At 66.4% G+C, this 16277-nt stretch carries 19 protein-coding genes; 12 read left to right on the top strand and 7 right to left on the bottom strand.

Annotation, left to right across the window (positions count from 1 at the left end; translation table 11 throughout):
- Positions 1-17 precede the first annotated feature (17 nt).
- From OG225_RS29795 to OG225_RS29815, 5 genes are all read right to left on the bottom strand, one after another.
- Positions 18-692 carry an MspA family porin gene (locus OG225_RS29795; protein ID WP_405183410.1) on the bottom strand — a complete coding sequence of 225 codons (675 nt, stop codon included), beginning with the start codon at positions 690-692 and terminating at the stop codon, positions 18-20.
- A 692-nt stretch (positions 693-1384) separates the two neighbouring features.
- Positions 1385-1879 carry a molybdenum cofactor biosynthesis protein B gene (locus OG225_RS29800; RefSeq protein ID WP_232840176.1) on the bottom strand — a complete coding sequence of 165 codons (495 nt, stop codon included), beginning with the start codon at positions 1877-1879 and terminating at the stop codon, positions 1385-1387.
- Between the two features lie 92 nt (positions 1880-1971).
- Positions 1972-3351 carry a S1C family serine protease gene (locus OG225_RS29805; RefSeq protein WP_405178262.1) on the bottom strand — a complete coding sequence of 460 codons (1380 nt, stop codon included), beginning with the start codon at positions 3349-3351 and terminating at the stop codon, positions 1972-1974.
- Positions 3352-3424: 73 nt separating this feature from the next.
- Complete coding sequence (locus tag OG225_RS29810; RefSeq protein ID WP_405178263.1) at positions 3425-4900, bottom strand: ATP-binding protein; 1476 nt, start codon at positions 4898-4900, stop codon at positions 3425-3427.
- A gap of 12 nt (positions 4901-4912) precedes the next feature.
- Complete coding sequence (locus OG225_RS29815; protein ID WP_216914682.1) at positions 4913-5599, bottom strand: response regulator transcription factor; 687 nt, start codon at positions 5597-5599, stop codon at positions 4913-4915.
- Between the two features lie 355 nt (positions 5600-5954).
- Here OG225_RS29815 and OG225_RS29820 point away from each other — a divergent pair, with 355 nt between their 5' ends.
- The 7 genes from OG225_RS29820 (at position 5955) to OG225_RS29850 (ending at position 12146) form a co-directional block, all read left to right on the top strand.
- On the top strand, positions 5955-8678 hold the full coding sequence (locus tag OG225_RS29820; RefSeq protein ID WP_405178264.1) for an ATP-binding protein: 2724 nt from the start codon (positions 5955-5957) through the stop codon (positions 8676-8678).
- Positions 8675-9085 (top strand): roadblock/LC7 domain-containing protein, encoded by a 411-nt coding sequence (locus OG225_RS29825; protein ID WP_216914686.1) that lies wholly within the window; start codon positions 8675-8677, stop codon positions 9083-9085. Before OG225_RS29820 ends, OG225_RS29825 begins: the two co-directional genes overlap by 4 nt.
- A gap of 8 nt (positions 9086-9093) precedes the next feature.
- Positions 9094-9468, top strand: a complete 375-nt coding sequence (locus tag OG225_RS29830) for a DUF742 domain-containing protein (RefSeq protein WP_216914688.1) — start codon at positions 9094-9096, stop codon at positions 9466-9468.
- Positions 9469-9493: 25 nt separating this feature from the next.
- Complete coding sequence (locus tag OG225_RS29835; RefSeq protein WP_405183411.1) at positions 9494-10078, top strand: GTP-binding protein; 585 nt, start codon at positions 9494-9496, stop codon at positions 10076-10078.
- An 11-nt stretch (positions 10079-10089) separates the two neighbouring features.
- Entirely contained in the window at positions 10090-10863 is a 774-nt protein-coding gene (locus OG225_RS29840; RefSeq protein WP_405178265.1) for an MHYT domain-containing protein, read from the top strand.
- 65 nt (positions 10864-10928) lie between these two features.
- On the top strand, positions 10929-11456 hold the full coding sequence (locus tag OG225_RS29845) for a hypothetical protein (RefSeq protein ID WP_405178266.1): 528 nt from the start codon (positions 10929-10931) through the stop codon (positions 11454-11456).
- A 468-nt stretch (positions 11457-11924) separates the two neighbouring features.
- On the top strand, positions 11925-12146 hold the full coding sequence (locus OG225_RS29850) for a hypothetical protein (RefSeq protein ID WP_109528704.1): 222 nt from the start codon (positions 11925-11927) through the stop codon (positions 12144-12146).
- A 45-nt stretch (positions 12147-12191) separates the two neighbouring features.
- Here the strand turns inward: OG225_RS29850 and rpmF are convergent, their stop codons facing one another.
- Positions 12192-12365, bottom strand: a complete 174-nt coding sequence (rpmF, locus tag OG225_RS29855; RefSeq protein WP_405178267.1) for a 50S ribosomal protein L32 — start codon at positions 12363-12365, stop codon at positions 12192-12194.
- 21 nt (positions 12366-12386) lie between these two features.
- Positions 12387-13706: a ribosome hibernation factor-recruiting GTPase MRF gene (gene mrf, locus OG225_RS29860; RefSeq protein WP_405178268.1), complete on the bottom strand. Its 1320-nt coding sequence runs from the start codon at positions 13704-13706 to the stop codon at positions 12387-12389.
- A gap of 100 nt (positions 13707-13806) precedes the next feature.
- Here mrf and rpmB point away from each other — a divergent pair, with 100 nt between their 5' ends.
- From rpmB to OG225_RS29885, 5 genes are all read left to right on the top strand, one after another.
- Complete coding sequence (gene rpmB / locus OG225_RS29865; protein WP_405178269.1) at positions 13807-14043, top strand: 50S ribosomal protein L28; 237 nt, start codon at positions 13807-13809, stop codon at positions 14041-14043.
- A gap of 11 nt (positions 14044-14054) precedes the next feature.
- Entirely contained in the window at positions 14055-14225 is a 171-nt protein-coding gene (rpmG, locus tag OG225_RS29870) for a 50S ribosomal protein L33 (protein WP_405178270.1), read from the top strand.
- Positions 14225-14530, top strand: coding sequence for a 30S ribosomal protein S14 (gene rpsN / locus OG225_RS29875; protein WP_405178271.1), 306 nt, complete (start codon positions 14225-14227; stop codon positions 14528-14530). Before rpmG ends, rpsN begins: the two co-directional genes overlap by 1 nt.
- 32 nt (positions 14531-14562) lie before the next feature.
- The gene (rpsR, locus tag OG225_RS29880) at positions 14563-14817 is read left to right on the top strand and encodes a 30S ribosomal protein S18 (RefSeq protein WP_011211513.1); all 255 of its coding nucleotides are present in this window, start codon (positions 14563-14565) and stop codon (positions 14815-14817) included.
- Between the two features lie 477 nt (positions 14818-15294).
- Positions 15295-16269, top strand: coding sequence for a beta-ketoacyl-ACP synthase 3 (locus OG225_RS29885; RefSeq protein ID WP_405183412.1), 975 nt, complete (start codon positions 15295-15297; stop codon positions 16267-16269).
- The last annotated feature ends 8 nt before the right edge of the window (positions 16270-16277 follow it).

Below are 16277 nucleotides of genomic sequence, written 5' to 3' on the forward strand. Positions count from 1 at the left end.
GCGAAAGTCGATACAGGTCAGCCGATGCTGAACGGCAGGCCGTAGAGGCTCGTCTTCGAGTAGTGGTCACCGATGATCTCGACGACGGTGTACGAGCGCGCCTGCGCGTAACCGGCGCAGCCCTGGATCTCGATCTCGGCGTCCTGGTACTCGACCGAGTAGACACCCGGCTTCAGGATGTCCTTGTAGTCGATCTGCACGAACTTCACTTCACCCGGGCCGAGCGCCAGGCCGATGGAGCCGCCGAGGCTGCCACCGTCGAGGCTGACGCCGCCCGAGAAACCCGCCGAGATGGCGTCGTCGGCGATGCTGACCTGGCAACCGACGATGTAGCCGGTGCTCAGCTGCGACGCACCGTGCGTCGACGAGTTGTTGCTACCCGGGCCACCGGCGGGACCGTTGTTCGGGCCCACTTCACCCTCGGGGGTGACGGTGACATCGGCGCTGGCGTTTCCGGAGACCCAGACAACGCGGCCCGCGCCGTTCCCGGAAAGGGACGGAGAAATCAGGGCGTGCTCTCCGGTACGGGTGATGGTGACGCCAGGTCCGATCTTCTGTCCGTCCGGCAACGGAACGAAGGTATCGGCATTGGCAGCCCCGGTCGAAAGCAGGCCCATGGCAACGGCCGCGGCGGCGCCGACGCCCGCGACGCGGGCACCGCGGCGCAGACCGTTGGTGCGGTTCTCGCTCATACTTCCCCTCATCAGGTTCAAACAGTCGACCTCGACCATCGAGGTGGACATTGGTCCTCTCAGGCCCAGCTCAGTGTGTCGCCCCTTTGTTGCCGGTATGTAACCGGCTGTTATTTCGGCGCAACGGCCTCAGCTGGCAATCGGAACCGAGCCGGGTTCCACCGGGAAGGACGAAATAGCAGTCTCGCCCGGGCCTTCGGGTCCAGTGTTGAATGGCTCACGCGAAGGTTAAACCGTCGGTAACAGCCTGGCAACGCGAGCTTTCACATTGCGAACTGTGATGTAGATCACTGATGAACGCATGCCCATATCACTCGCTGTGCATATGCGCAGACAGGGGGCTCGCGGACCGCTGGCCACCGGATTCACGGCCGGACCGCGCCGACCGGCCCTTACGGAATCCTGACACGGCCGGTGGGGTATATCACAACGCGATATCGAAGAAACTGATGAGGCATCACGAAAACATTACGGCGGAGTTGCCGACCGCGTCGGCGGTATCGCTCAACCGTGGTGCGGGGGCACCTGGGAGCGGAACCAATCATCGGATGAGCTGTCGCCTCCGGATTGTGGATCGCGTTCGTCGGACGTGGTTTCCGGGAGGACGTCACCGAAAATACGGGCCGCGCGCGCGATATCCCTCGCCCGGCGCTGCGCCGGGCGAGGGTCGTCGGAAGATCCCTCGGCAGAAATTATTCGACCAATCCGGAGAGTTCACCGATTACTTTGCTGGCGAGCGGACCCAGCGTCGCCATTCCGTCGCGAACCGCCGCGCGGGTGCCGGGAAGATTGACGACGAGGGTGCTGCCGGAGATTCCGGCGAGGCCGCGCGACAGGCCAGCGTCCAGCGATCCGGCGACCCGGCCGGAAGCGCGCAGCGCCTCGCTGATGCCCTGCAACTCACGATCCAGAACCTGTGAGGTCGCCTCGGGGGTGACATCACGCGGCGACATTCCGGTGCCGCCGACCGAGATCACCAGGTCGACGCCGCCGATCACGGCGGTATTGAGCGCGTTGCGGATCTCCACCTCGTCGGCCTGCACCGACACCGATGCGTCGACGAGGAAACCAGCCTCGGTCAGCAGTTCGGTGACCAGCGGCCCGAGCGCGTCCACACCTCCATGTGCCGTTCGATCATCGACCACCACCACCAGTGCACGCCCCGCCACAGGAGCATCGATTTCCATGGTGCTCACCGTAGCGCCTACGCCGTCGAGTTCGACCTCGATGCTGGTCAAACCGGGTGGGAGCAGCACGAGACCGCGGGGCTTGGAACGCATCACCGGCCGCCCTCGGCGGGCGCCGCGGTCAGGGTGACCTCGACGGTCTTGGGATTGCCGCCCTGTTCGTCGGTGTAGGTGACCTTCACCTTGTCCCCAGGCTCGTGCGAGCGGACGGCGGCGATGAGCGCGTTACCGGAATCGATGACCCGTCCGTCGAGTGAGGTGATCACCGCGCCGGACGGAATTCCCGCCTTTGCGGCCGGGCCGTCGGCGGTGGATTCCAGCACCCGCGCCGCGGTGTCCTGCGGCCGCAACTTGATGCCGATCTGCGCGTAGGTCGCGTGGCCGGTCTTGATCAGTTCGTCGGCCACCCGGCGGGCCTGATCGACCGGGATCGCGAAGCCGAGGCCGATGGACCCGCTCTGCGCACCCGAGCCCTCACCGGCCCCGAGGCTGGCGATGGCGGTGTTGATGCCGATCAGTTTGCCGTTGCCGTCGACCAGTGCGCCGCCGGAATTGCCGGGGTTGATCGCGGCATCGGTCTGGATCGCGTCGATCACCGGATTCACCTGGCTGGACTCGCTCTCGCCCTGGGTGGAGACCGGACGGTTGAGCGCGGAGACGATACCCGTGGTGACCGTGCCCGCCAGTCCGAGCGGGGAACCGACCGCGATGACCGACTGGCCGACCTGGAGAGCACCGGAGGCGCCGAGTTCGATCGGGGTCAGCCCGGATTTGCCGGTGACCTTGATGACCGCGAGGTCCGAGACCGGGTCCGCGCCGACGAGGGTGGCGGGCGCGGTGCTGCCGTCGGAGAAGACGACCTCCATCGTGGCGTCGCGACCACCGCCCGCGGCGACGTGGTTGTTGGTCAGGATCAGCCCGTCCGAGGACAGGACGACGCCGGAACCCTCCCCCTCGGCGCGACTGCTCGCGACCTTGATCATCACGACGCTGGGCAGCACCTTCTGCGCGACGGCCTGGGTGGAACCGGCGGGGGCGTTGGCGACATTGCTGACGTTGGGTTTCGGCGCGTCCAGCGCGTTGGTCACCGGCGCGCGGCCGTCGTCGGTGCGGGTGGCGAGCGTGCCGACCGCACCGCCGACGCCACCGCTGACCAAGGCGAGTACCACCGCTCCCGCGACCAGCCCGACACGCACCGGACGACGCTGCGGCTGAGGTGCCTGTGGCGTCTGGGGCGTCTGGGGCCCGAACGCCGTCGGCGGCACCTGGCCCGGCGGCGGCATCTGCGGCCCCTGCCCGTACTCCCGGTAGGGACCGGTCGGGTACTGCGGCGTCGAATAGGCGGCGCCGGTGTCCGGCCGCTGCCACGCCGTATGCGGATCATGGTGCGCGGCGGGGAACTGCTCGGTCGGATGGTGGCCTGTGCCCGCGCCGTCCTGCTCCCCCCGGCGGTTCTGGAAATCCTCGGTCATCGCTTCTCGTTTCTCCTGAACGTCTGTCACCCAGTCTGGCGATGACGGCTTAGAGGGGACTGAGACCCCGCTATCAGTTTTCCGAGATCTGTTTGTCGATCTGGGCGGTCCCGGCCTCACCGGGCAGCACGATGCGGATGAGAGCGCCGCCGCGCGCCGAGTTCTCGACCGTGATGGTGCCGCCGTGTTTGGTCACCACCTGTTTGACGATCGCGAGGCCGAGTCCGGAACCCGGCATCGACCGGGAGACCGTGGTCCGGTAGAAGCGCTCGAAAACCAGTTCGCGCTCGCCCGACGGGATGCCGGGACCGGCGTCGTCGACGTCGAGTTCGAGCAGTCCGCGTCCGGTTTCGCGCATGGTCACCAGTACTTGCGCGCCCTCCGGGCTCCATTTGGCCGCGTTGTCGAGCACGTTGAGCACGGCGCGCTCCAACCCGGACTCGTGGCCGTAGACGAACCACGGGCGCAGTTCCGCGACGAATTCGATGGAACCGCGACGCCTGCGCGCCCGTTCGAGCACTCGCTCGGTCACCTCGCCGAGATCGATGCGGTCGTAGACGGTTTCGGGCGCGTCCTCGCGCGCGAGGTCGACCAGGTCTCCGACGAGGGTGGACAGTTCCTCGATCTGGGCGACCACGTCCTCGCGCAGTTCGGCCATGTCCTCGTCGGGGATCTGCGGCGCCCCCGGCCGCCCCGAGGCGATCAGCAGTTCCATATTGGTGCGCAACGAGGTGAGCGGTGTGCGCAATTCGTGGCCCGCGTCGGCCACCAGCCTGCGCTGGCGGTCACGGGATTCGGCGAGCGCCCGCAGCATTGTGTTGAAACTCTCGGTCAGCCGCGCCAATTCGTCGTCACCTGTGACCGGGATCGGTGTCAGATCGTCGGTGCGGGCGATCCGCTCGGTGGCCGCGGTGAGCCTGGCGATGGGGCGCAGCCCGGTGCGGGCGACCGTGGTGCCCGCCGCGGCGGCGAGCACCACGCCGCAGCCGCCGACCACGAAGAGCAGCCAGGCCAACCGGTCGAGGACCTCCCTGGTGGGCTCCAGGCGCTGCGAAATGATCAGGGTGGCACCGGAATGGGTCGGCACCGCGAGCACTCGCTGATTGTTGACCGTGCGCAGCGACGAGGGCAATTGACCGTCGGCGACGGCCAATTCCTGGCTACCGACCGGCGGCGTGGTCTGCTGGGGCGGCATATACGGCTTGTGATCGGCGAAGATCAGCGCGACGCCGACATCGTTGGAGAAAAGCCCGGCGAGCACAATGGATTGAAAACCGAGATTCTCGAAATTATTGGTGATCATCGTGTCCGCGCGCGCCCGCAATTGCGAATCGACGTCGGCGTAGAGCGCGCGCGCGACCATCGCGTAGGCGGCGATGGAGGTGACCGCCACCGCCACGGCGACCAGCGAGGCCGCGAGCAGGGTCACCCGCCAGCGCAACGAGACCGACCGGGTCAGCGGCATCGGCGGGCGCATCTCCGCGGAATCCGGCGCACGCTGCTGACCGAGTGTGGCGACCACCGGTCGACGGGGCACAGTCCTGGCCATTGTCGAGCCGGCTTACGGAGGAGTTTCGCGGAGTACGTACCCGACTCCACGGACCGTATGGATGAGCCGGGGTTCGCTCTCGGCCTCGGTTTTGCGGCGCAGATAGCCGATATAGACCTCGAGCGCGTTGCCGGAAGTGGGGAAATCGTAGCCCCAGACTTCTTCCAAAATTCGGCTGCGCGTCAGCACGCGACGCGGATTCGCCATCAACATTTCCAGTAGCGAGAACTCGGTGCGGGTCAGACTGATCGACCGATCGCCCCTGGCGACCTCCCTCGTCACCGGATCCAGTGACAGATCGGCGAACTGCATGGCCTCCGAACCCTCACCGGGATCGGTCGCCCTGCGGCGGAGCAGCGCGCGCAATCGGGCGAGCAATTCTTCCAACGCGAAGGGTTTCGGCAAATAGTCGTCGGCCCCGGCATCGAGTCCAGCAACCCTTTCCGATACCGAATCCCGCGCTGTCAAAACCAGAATCGGAAGATCGTCTCCGGTGCTGCGCAGCCTCCGGCAAACTTCGAGCCCGTCCAGTCGCGGCATCATCACATCGAGTACGAGGGCATCGGGACGCTGCGTGGTGGCCTTCTCCAGCGCGTCGACCCCGTCCACCGCGAGATCGACGGAGTAACCGTTGAAGGTCAACGACCGGCGCAACGATTCACGGACGGCGCGATCGTCGTCGACTACCAGAATGCGCATGCCCCCAGTTTGACCGCATCGACTGAGAGTCCACTGAGAGGGGCGCATCCGACACGCCGTGTCGATCGCGCGACCTCGTGGCCGGGTCAACCAACAGCGTGACCAGCACCTTTCTTCAGTATCGGCCGATTTCCGCTAGAGCCGGGTCCGTTCGCCATACGAAAGGCGTTCTGCTCGGCCATATTCGAGAGTTCTCAAAGCGGGTGTCTCAGATTGCCGATAACCAGCTATCACGGTATGTTCCCAGCGGTAAAAAGAAGACCTCGAGTTGGTTCTCAGCAGGTTCATCCCTTCCTCATGTTGAACAGCCACAAGCCACCGGGGACCCCGCGCGGAGTGGAGGCGACGGAAGCGGATGGAATCAGCACCGCGTTCCAGGCAATTCAGGCTGTCCAACTGGTCCGTCACCCGCAAGGTCGGCGTCGTACTGCTGCTACCGGTAGTACTCGCCTCGACGTTCGCGGTGTTGCGTATCAACGACGAGCTCGACATGATCTCGCAGCTGGACGCTGCCTCGGAACAGGCAAGGATCATCCGCCCCATGCTCGGGTTCGGTTGGGCGACCGAGCAACTCGCGTTATCGGCGGCGACCTCATGGGAGGATCAGCCGGATTCGGCCATCGACAGGGTCGCGGGCAAATTCGACCAGACGGCGGCCGATCTCGAAACAGCGCTCAAATCGACCCGAGCGCCCGACAGTGTGAGCAAGGAGCTCGATCTCGCGCTCGTCGCAGGCCGCGCGATGCGCAACAGTCTGCGCAGTTCGTCGCCGGTGACCATCGGTCAGCAGGCCGACGATGTGGCGGCGCGCATCGGTAACGCGATCGCGGTCTCGACCACGATCGAAGAACTCTCCGTACAGCGCTACTTCCTGCAGCTCGGCGTGACCACCAACGCCCGCCGCCTGCTGGCCCAGCAGTACATGCTGATCGGCTCGCCAGGCGCGGCCAAGAACCCCGCCGTGCAGCCGACGGTTCTCACGACCGCGGGTGGCGAGCTCGTGCTCATCATGCAGTTCGCCCAGCTGCAACCGTCGTCGGCGCTGAACGCCAACACACTGATCGATGCGATCAACACCCGACTAGGGGCATTCGGTCAGAACGTCGGCGATCCGACGACCAACCCCGCGGTCGTGGATTCGCTGCGTACCAGCGCCGCCTCCTACGACCAGACCACGCTCGCCCTCGTCGACACCATCGACAAGCGGCTGGCCGACCGGACCTCGGAACTGCGCGGCATCGTGCTGCGCGATATCGCGAGCGTGGTCGCGACCCTGCTCGCCGGTCTGGCGCTGGCGCTGGCGGTCGCCCGCTCGCTCGTCGTCCCGATCCGCAGGCTGCGGCACGGCGCGTTGCAGGTCGCCCACGTCGACCTGCCCAACGAGATCGAGGTGGTGCGCTCCGGCGGTTCGACCCCGGAGACCAGCCAGATCGACGTGCACACCACCGAGGAGATCGGCCAGCTCGCCCGGGCCGTCGACGATATCCACCAGGCCGCGCTGCACCTGGCCGGTGAACAGGCTCGTCTGCGCCTGCAGATCGGCAGCATGTTCGAAACCCTGTCGCGGCGCAGCCAGTCCCTCGTGGAGCAACAGCTCTCGCTCATCGAGGAACTCGAACACGACGAGGACGACTCGGAACGCTTGCAGAGCCTGTTCCGCCTCGACCACCTCGCGACCCGCATGCGCCGTAACGGCGACAACCTGCTTGTGCTCGCGGGCACCGCGCTGCGGCGCGGCCACCTGCCCCCGGTCCCGCTCTCGGACATGCTCTGGAGCGCGGTCTCGCAGGTCGAGGACTACCAGCGCGTCGAGATCGGCGCCGCCCCCGACGGCATCGTCCCCGGTGAACCCGCCGTCGACATCGAGCACCTGCTCGCCGAACTCATCGACAACGCGCTGCGCTATTCGCCGCCGACCACCCCGGTCGCGGTCTCGGTCGCGCGCGCGGTCGACGGCGGCTACCTGATCGAGATCATCGACCGCGGCCTCGGCATGTCGACCGAGGATCTCCAGACCACCAACGACCACCTCGCCTCCGGTGGTGAGGTCACCGTCGAGACCGCCCGCCGCATGGGCCTGTTCGTCGTCGGTCGGCTCGCCAAGCGTCACAACATCACCGTCAACCTGCGCCGTACCTCGGCCATGGCCCAGCAGCCCGGCATCACCGCGAGCGTGCACCTGCCGGGGACGCTCGTCTCCCCGGTCCCGATCTCGCACGACAACGGGCCCGCGCAGATGTCGGCCCCGCCGTTGCAGATCGCGCGCCCCGAGGCCAATCCGCAGCAGCCGCGCGCGCTGGTGCCGGTGCCGAGTCTGGCGCTGCCCGAGCACACCTCCGGTTTCGACCAGTCCGGGCCCAACACCCAGGCCTACGATATGGGCGGCGGTCTGCCGCAGCGCAGGCCCGCGATCCGGGTCGCGGTGCCGGGCGAGCGCGACAATTCCGGGCCCGCCCCCGTCATCGATGTCGAAGCCACCGATCCCGGCCGCTCCTCGCGCCGGTACCCCGAGCGCGGCAACGACGGTTACCTCCGGTCCGAACCGCTCGCGCTGCCCGCGCCCGCCGATCGGAACCAGTCCTCGTACTCCCCAGAACCCGAGAAGATCGATATCTGGGCCGAGACCCAGACCTTCGCTCCGGAAACGCTCGCACCGCGGCAAGCCCCCGCACCCGAGCCCGAACCGGTGGCGATCACCTCGACCACCACCGTGACCGGTCTGCGCCCGGTGACCGCGGAGACACCGACCCCGATCTATCAGCGCATGGTTTCGGAGTGGCTGGTCGAGCCCGCGTCGTCGGGTTCGGACGGCAGCGACGACATCACACCGTGGACCTCGCGCGCCGACGAGGGTTGGGCGGCCGCCGCCGAGGCGAGCAATCCGACGACGTCGGGGCGCACCTCAGGCGGGCTGCCGATTCGTCAGCCCGGCGCCCAGTTGGTGCCCGGCGGGCTTGCTCCCGCCGAAGAAGCCAACACCAGGAATCCGGATGAAATCCGAAACAGCCTGACCAGGCATCTCAGCGGGGTCCGCAGTGGGCGGGCCGACGCCCAGTACAACGACGGAGGGCTTGTATGAGCGAGAACCCGAGCAACACGACGGACGAGAACCTCAATTGGCTCGTCACCCGGTTCACCCGGGACGTACCCGGCGTGACCCACGCGGTGCTGGTGTCGGCCGACGGCCTGTTGCAGGCGACCAGCCCGCACCTGCCGAGCGATCGGGCCGAACAGCTCGCGGCGGTGACCGCGGGTCTGGCGAGTCTGGCGGCGGGCGCGGCGCAACTGTTCAACGGCGGCAAGGTCATGCAGTCGATCGTGGACATGCAGCGCGGCTACCTGTTGGTGATGACGGTCGGCAACGGCTCGCATCTCGCGGTGCTCGCCAACAAGACCCACGACATCGGCCGTATCGGCTACGAGATGGCTCTGCTCGTCGATCGGGTCGGGTCCGTCGTCTCGGCCACCGCCCGTACGGCTGTCTGAGAAGTGCGATGCCCAACCCTTCCGGCGGGGGGCCGGGAACACCCCCGACCCGCGTCCGCCCCTATGCGCTGACCTCCGGGCGTACCGAGCCGGCGGTCGATCTTCCCTTGGAGGCGGTCATCGAGACCATCTCCTACACTGCCCATTTCGAATGGCCTGTCGGAGACCTGCGCACCGACATCGTGCGGCTCGGCACCGCGCGACTCTCGGTCGCGGAGATGGCGGCGAAACTACAACGGCCACTCGGACTGATCCGTGTCGTCATCGGGGATCTGGTCGTCGCAGGGACGCTGCGGGTGCACTCGACACTGAGCGATCAGGCAACATATGACGAGCGCCTAACACTGATGGAGAGGACTTTGCGTGGACTCCGCGCCCTATAACGCCCAGCCCTACGGCTCGGCACCCATGGACAACCGCACCGCCTCGACGAAAATCGTTGTCGCAGGCGGTTTCGGCGCGGGTAAGACGACCTTCGTCGGCGCGGTGTCGGAGATCGTTCCGCTGCGGACCGAGGCCATGGTGACCGGGTTCTCCGACGGCATCGACGATCTCGCGGCGACCCCCGGTAAAGAGACCACCACCGTCGCCATGGACTTCGGGCGCATCGTGCTGCCGGGCAATCTGGTGCTGTACCTGTTCGGCACGCCGGGCCAGCGCCGGTTCTGGTTCATGTGGGACGACCTGATCCGCGGCGCGATCGGCGCGGTGGTCCTGGTCGACACCCGCCGTATCGAGGACAGTTTCGCCGCCGTCGATTTCTTCGAGGCACGGGAACTGCCGTTCCTGGTGGCGGTCAACCGATTCCCGGACGCGCCGCGATTCCCGGTGGCCGAATTGCGCGAGGCGCTGTCGGTCCGCGCGGGTGTTCCGATCGTCGACATCGACGCCCGCAATGCCATGGAAGTCCGTCAGTCGCTCGCGGCCGTCACCGAATACGCCATCGCGCGCCTCGCCGAACAGAACCGCGAGCAGCCGGTCCGGCAGGGGTAAGGAACCTTCGCGTGAGCTATTTCGCTATGGGCTACTGGGTGCTCGGGCTCTCGGTTCTCGTGTCGGCCGCGGGTGCGTTGGTCGGCTTCACCTGTATCAAGGAGTCCACCAAATCGGTGACGGCCCGGTTCAGGACGGTGTGGCTCACCGCGGCGTCCGTGTCCATCGGCCCGATCGGTATCTGGCTCGCGATCTTCGTATCGATGCTCGGCGTCAACGGTCCCGGTGGGGTCTCGTTCCGTTACGACGTGGCGCGCCTGCTCGGCGCCGCCATCCTCGCCGGGCTCGCGGTGTTCGCCGGGCTGATCTTTCTCGGACGAACCTTGGTGTGGCCGCGGCTGATCGGCTGCGCGCTCGCCATGGGCGCCGGACTCTCGCTGGCGATGTACGTGGGCATGGACGCCCTCCAGGTCAGGGGTTCGGTCGAATTGCGCTGGGCGCCCATCATCGGTTCTATCGTGCTGCTGGTGGCCCTCTCGGTTGCCACGCTGTGGTTCGTCCTGCACCGGTGGCCGTTGCCCGCCATGATCGGCGCGGCGATCGTCGTCGGCCTCACGGTGATCGGCGCGCACTATCTGTGGCTGGCCGGTCTGGAGGTGCACGTCGATTCGCGCGTGTCCGCCCCCGACGGCGAGGAACTGTTCACGTTCCTGGTGCCGATGTTCGTGATCGGCATGCTCTCGCTGGCGATTCCGATCACCGCCGTATTGGTCGCCCCCGACCGTCGCAGTGCCGTGACCGCGACGTCGGCGGCGCGCGGTGGTGAATCCGAGCTGATCCGCTGACCCCCTGCGGGGAAACGCCGCGAATTCCGCGTCGCGCCGACCTACAGTGGCAGACAGGCGGTTCGGTGATCGACGCCGCGGTCGATGACGCCGTGGTGGACGAGGTCGTGCTCGGACGAGCTCGCCAGTGGGATCTCGTACAGGAGGAGCCGGACGTGACGCCGGAACAAGAGGCAGTGCTGCACGACATCCAGACCCAGCTGCGCGGCCCCGGATCGGCGGGCTGGCCGCAGTTGGGCTCCGACGCCGAGGGAAACCACCGCACGCTGGTCGAGGGCATCGCCACCGCGCTGCGCAGGATCGGCGAGCTGGAGGAGCAGACCGCGGCGCTGTGCGCGCAGACCGCGGCGCTGTGCGCGCAGACCACAGCGCTGCGCGCGCAGGTAGGCGAATTACGCACGGAGATCAGCGAATTGGAAGCCACATCCGCCGAACTCGCCGCCGAGGTGCGCAATCTGGAATCCAGACAGTTACCGTGGCCGTTGTCGTTGATCGAAGGACCCGCGGAATTCGTGGGGGCGCAGTTGAATCGACTCGAAGCGCTGCTGCCGGGTCACGGAGCCGACGGCAAACCGGCCGCGCCCGACGCATGAGCGGCACGCGCTCTCACGCGGTCTGTTCGGGGGGCTGCGGTCGAGGACCGGAACTTTGGCGATGAGCGGGTTCTCTCGGAAACCGGGAGAACCCGCCCTCTCGCACGAGGGTACCGGGCTGTGAGCTCGATTTCATCATTTCCCCAGGACTTTTACACCCCCGAAAATCCAACTCTCGGTATGCATTTCATCGGAGAGCTACCTTTTCGCAAGCGAGAGTTTCAGACTATGCCCAGCTAGAAGCCGCATAGGCATTTGCCGATAAATTGCCTCAGAATCCCCCGCAAGCCGACCAGACCCCTAGTTCATCGGGACGACACCACCCCCGCCGACCGTGCTCGAGCCCGGCGCGTTCACTACCCACCGCACGGTCCAGCGCGTTATCGTCGGCGAGCAGCACGCGGACAGACTACGTCCGGACGCGGCACAGTCAGGTTCATTCCGAAGGTTCGTTCCGAAGGAGTTCCTATGACGGTCAACGTGGTGCTCGACAAGGTTCTCGACAAGGAATACGAGAACAAATCACTCGCGGAAATCCTCTCCGCCCCGCCGTCGGCCCTGGCGGGTCTCACACCGGAGCACGACAAGGTGCTGGCCGGATTGAAGATCAAGACCATCGCCGACCTCGGCGGCAACAAGTACTTCCAACTCGCCGCCACCCTGGTCGAACTCGCCGACAAGCAGGGCTGAGTTCCGCCCGGCGGGGCCGGATCGTGATCCGGCCCCGCCGGGCGATCAGAGGCGATCGACGTCGATCAGACCGAGGCGCACCGCTTTGACCAGCCGACGCGGAACCCGGTAGGTCACCCCGGCGACGGTCACCTCCACCAGATCGGGCGCGACCGCCTTCCACTGCGCGCGGCGACCGCGCGTGTTCGAGCGCGACATCCTGCGCTTCGGGACCGCCATCTCACACCTCCCCGGCGCGTTTCATCGTGTCTCTCCGCTCTGTCGATCCTTCGGCTGTGCCACGTCGACGGGGTCGTCGGTCGCGCATGGATCGGCATGCCATTCCCCGAAGGGGTCGTCCCAGTCGGCCACCCGCTCCGGCGACCGTTCGACCAGGCGCAGTTCCTCGTCCTCGACCAGCGCCCAGTGCAGCGCGGCCCTGATCTCGACGGGGTCGGCCTCGTGCGCGAGGACGACCAGCGAGATGTGGCGGTCGCCGAAACGTTCGTCCCAGCGCAGCGACGCGAGCGCGCGCCTGGCCGGATCGACCTGTTCGATCTCGCTGTCGCTCATCGCGGCGAGCCAACGTCCGGCACCGCCGACCCGCAGGCCGCCGCCCGCCGATTCCAGCCACACCACCTCGTCGGGTTGCGTCGCCAACCACATCCGCCCGCGCGCGGTGACCACGCCGTCGAACAGCACGTCCAGAGCCTCGTGCAGGCGTGCCGGATGGAACGGCCGATCCGCGGCGAATTCGATCAGCGACACCCCGTCCTCGGGAACCAGCGGCGGCTGACCGCGCAGTAGCGGCGCGTGCGCGTCGAAGATCCGCCCGCGACGCGCGTCCACCGGAATCGAGGACACAAGCGCCTCGGCGTCGGCGGGGCGCAAGCGCGAGGGATCGTCGAGCCAGAGCACGGGCGCGGTGGGCGCCAGTCTGGACAGCACGGCACCCACCCGCGTGCGATCGAGCTCGGAGTGGCCGAGTGCCAGCACGGCGTCGGCGACGTGGACCTGGCCGACGGCCACCTGCGCCACGGTCCTGTCGTCGTCCGCGGTCGCGATGCCGCGTTCGGCCAGCGTCTCGTCGCCGGTCGCGTCACCGAGCCAACTCCGCGCGTCCACGCAGGCCAGTACGGCGTCCACCCGCACGTCGCGCCCCGCCGGGCCGTCGACCCGGCCGACCACCCCGGTGATCTCCACCTCGTCGATCGCCCGACAGATCGCCTCGGCCTCGAAGGCCGGATCGGGTGCGAGCACGATGCGGTCGATCGAATCGCGCGCGGCCAGGGTCGTGAGCAGCGGCAGTAGATCGGCGCGCAGCGTGCACGAGACGCAGCCGTGGGCCAATTCCAGTACCGACGTCACCGATCGCGCGCCGGTGCGCAGTGTGCGGCGCACCACGCCCTCGCGCAACGCACCCAGTTCGTGCCGCACCACCGCCGTACCCGCCCGCGCCGCCAGCGCGTCGGCGACGCGGTCCACCACCGTGTTCGCCTCGGCCGAAAAGCCCGTGACCAAGACCACCGGTACCCGGCGATCGGGTTCGGGCGGGACCGGGCCGGGATCTGACACAACCACCGAAACCCCTTTCGACAATGATTTTCATTTACCGATCGCCGAGGGTACAGTGCGGATCCGACGTTGTCGAAAATGATTATCATCTCATGGAGGGAGTCGCATGTCGGCCCACTGCCAGGTCACCGGACGCAAACCCGGCTTCGGTAGATCCGTGTCGCACTCGCACGTACGGACCGGCCGCCGCTGGAACCCCAACATCCAGCGCAAGACCTACTACCTGCCCGGCGAAGGCCGCCGCGTCACCCTGACCGTCTCGGCGAAGGGCATCGAAACCATCGACCGGGACGGGATCGAGGCCGTCGTCGCCCGCATCCGCGCCCGCGGCGACAAGCTCTAGGAGCACATCCCATGGCATCGAAATCGACCGACATCCGACCGGTCATCAAGCTGAAGTCGACCGCGGGCACCGGCTACACCTATGTCACCCGCAAGAATCGGCGCAACGATCCCGACCGCATGGTGCTGCGGAAATACGACCCCGTGCTGCGCGGGCACGTCGACTTCCGCGAGGAGCGCTGATGGCGAAGAAGTGGAAGATCGCCCGCAACGAACAGCGCGAGCGAATCGTCGAACGCTACGCGATCAGGCGCGGCGAACTGAAGGAAATCATCCGCGATCCGGCGACGTCGCAGGCCGATCGGGCGGTCGCGCAGTCCGCGCTACAACGACTGCCGCGCGATGCGAGTCCGGTACGATTGCGCAATCGGGACGCCGCGGACGGACGTCCGCGCGGTCACCTCCGGAAGTTCGGACTCTCCCGTGTGCGTGTGCGCGAGATGGCCCACCGAGGCGAGTTGCCCGGTGTGCACAAGTCGAGTTGGTAGCAACCACCGATCCCGCAGAAGGAATACCTGATATGGCAGTCAAGCGAGCACCCTCGAAAAAGGTTCGCGCCGAACAGGCCCGCCGTCCGAAGAAGAACCCGCTGATCGCCGCGGGCATCGAGACGGTCGACTACAAGGACGTGAACCTGCTGCGCACGTTCATCTCCGATCGCGGCAAGATCCGCAGCAGGCGGGTGACGGGACTCACACCGCAGCAGCAGCGCCAGGTCGCGGTCGCGGTGAAGAACGCCCGCGAGATGGCCCTGCTGCCCTTCACGAGTAGGTAGTCGCGTACGGGCGCAAGCCCCGGAAACTTGACGGCGGGAGCCGGGGTCGCGCGTCGGCCCCGGCTCCCGTCCTTGTGCGCGGCTCACGGCCCCGCGCCGACCTCCCGCCGTCCGGCCCGGCGAGGTCGTTCGCACCACGGAGAGAACCGACAGCTATCGAATTACCCCCGTTCGGGAGAACTCCCACAACGCTGGTTGAAGATCAAACAATCAGCGGACCGCACGTATCCGAACGGCAACGATCGGGCCAATAGTTAATGTACTGCTATCGATCGGCAGACGCGAATTCGAATGCCGATAATCGAACGATGTCAAGCGTCTATGAAGAAACGTGACCTTCATCACACGTTGCTGTTATACAGGCGTTATAGCCATGTGATCTGATTCCATAAATCTGGACGGGTGATACATTGATGCATACATAATTGACACGTAACACCTCTCGGGGGTGGAACTATGACGGCCTTATCCGCCGGAATGTTGACGATCGGAACCTACCGTCCCGATCGAATCGTTTCCAATTCCGAACTCGCACCTGAACTAGGGGTCGACGAAGCTTGGATAACCACGCGGACCGGAATAACTGAAAGAAGATTTGCGGGGGGGCATGAAACAGTAATTTCGATGGCGGTACAGGCTGCGCAATCCGCGCTCGATGTCGCCAAACTATCCGCCGGTAAGATCGATGTCGTCATATTGGCGAGTTCCACCCACTTGAATCAGACCCCAGCCGCCGCGCCTATTATCGCCGCCGAGCTGGGATGCGACCGACCCGCCGCGTTCGATATTTCCGCGGGGTGTTCCGGTTACGCGCACGGCATCGGTCAAGCCGCCGCACTCATCAATGCCGGACAATCCGACACCATTCTCGTGATCGGATCCGAGAAGCTCAGCAACGTCATCGATCGCAATTCCCGATCGGTCGCCCCCATCTTCGGTGATGGGTCCGGAGCTGCGCTGATAACCCGCACCGAGTCCGGATACATCCGCCGGACGATCTGGGGCAGCATCGGCGAGCAATCGCATCTGATCCGTCAGGAACCGACCTGGGAACAACAGCGCGCCGATCCGGCGGGGACCCCGACCCCCTTCTTGATGATGGAGGGCACCGAGGTTTTCCGATGGGCCACCACCGCCGTTCCGAAAATAGTTTCCGAAATTGCCGAAGCCGGGGGCATCGCACTTTCCGATATCGAGGTATTCGTTCCTCATCAGGCAAATCTCCGAATTATCGACGGTGTCGCCCGTAAACTTGGCTGGACGGATGAATCGGTAGTCGTCGCGGATGACGTACGGCGAGCCGGAAATACTTCCGCTGCCGCACTGCCGCTCGCCATTGCCGACCTCATTTCCTCCGGTCGAGCAAAACCAGGACAACTCGCGCTCCAAGTCTCATTCGGCGCCGGTCTTTCCTACGCGGGCCAAGTTTTCGACCTTCCCAAGGTTGCCTGACCGAATTA

The organism is Nocardia sp. NBC_01377, assembly GCF_045040005.1.
Lineage (GTDB): Bacteria > Actinomycetota > Actinomycetes > Mycobacteriales > Mycobacteriaceae > Nocardia > Nocardia noduli.

Bases quoted from the DNA above. Each gene is read 5' to 3' on its own strand.
- OG225_RS29795 (WP_405183410.1), bottom strand. From the start codon at position 692: ATGAGCGAGAACCGCACCAACGGTCTGCGCCGCGGTGCCCGCGTCGCG.
- OG225_RS29800 (WP_232840176.1), bottom strand. From the start codon at position 1,879: ATGGAAATCGATGCTCCTGTGGCGGGGCGTGCACTGGTGGTGGTGGTC.
- OG225_RS29805 (WP_405178262.1), bottom strand. From the start codon at position 3,351: ATGACCGAGGATTTCCAGAACCGCCGGGGGGAGCAGGACGGCGCGGGC.
- OG225_RS29810 (WP_405178263.1), bottom strand. From the start codon at position 4,900: ATGGCCAGGACTGTGCCCCGTCGACCGGTGGTCGCCACACTCGGTCAG.
- OG225_RS29815 (WP_216914682.1), bottom strand. From the start codon at position 5,599: ATGCGCATTCTGGTAGTCGACGACGATCGCGCCGTCCGTGAATCGTTG.
- OG225_RS29820 (WP_405178264.1), top strand. From the start codon at position 5,955: ATGGAATCAGCACCGCGTTCCAGGCAATTCAGGCTGTCCAACTGGTCC.
- OG225_RS29825 (WP_216914686.1), top strand. From the start codon at position 8,675: ATGAGCGAGAACCCGAGCAACACGACGGACGAGAACCTCAATTGGCTC.
- OG225_RS29830 (WP_216914688.1), top strand. From the start codon at position 9,094: ATGCCCAACCCTTCCGGCGGGGGGCCGGGAACACCCCCGACCCGCGTC.
- OG225_RS29835 (WP_405183411.1), top strand. From the start codon at position 9,494: ATGGACAACCGCACCGCCTCGACGAAAATCGTTGTCGCAGGCGGTTTC.
- OG225_RS29850 (WP_109528704.1), top strand. From the start codon at position 11,925: ATGACGGTCAACGTGGTGCTCGACAAGGTTCTCGACAAGGAATACGAG.
- rpmF (WP_405178267.1), bottom strand. From the start codon at position 12,365: ATGGCGGTCCCGAAGCGCAGGATGTCGCGCTCGAACACGCGCGGTCGC.
- rpmB (WP_405178269.1), top strand. From the start codon at position 13,807: ATGTCGGCCCACTGCCAGGTCACCGGACGCAAACCCGGCTTCGGTAGA.
- rpmG (WP_405178270.1), top strand. From the start codon at position 14,055: ATGGCATCGAAATCGACCGACATCCGACCGGTCATCAAGCTGAAGTCG.
- rpsN (WP_405178271.1), top strand. From the start codon at position 14,225: ATGGCGAAGAAGTGGAAGATCGCCCGCAACGAACAGCGCGAGCGAATC.
- rpsR (WP_011211513.1), top strand. From the start codon at position 14,563: ATGGCAGTCAAGCGAGCACCCTCGAAAAAGGTTCGCGCCGAACAGGCC.
- OG225_RS29885 (WP_405183412.1), top strand. From the start codon at position 15,295: ATGTTGACGATCGGAACCTACCGTCCCGATCGAATCGTTTCCAATTCC.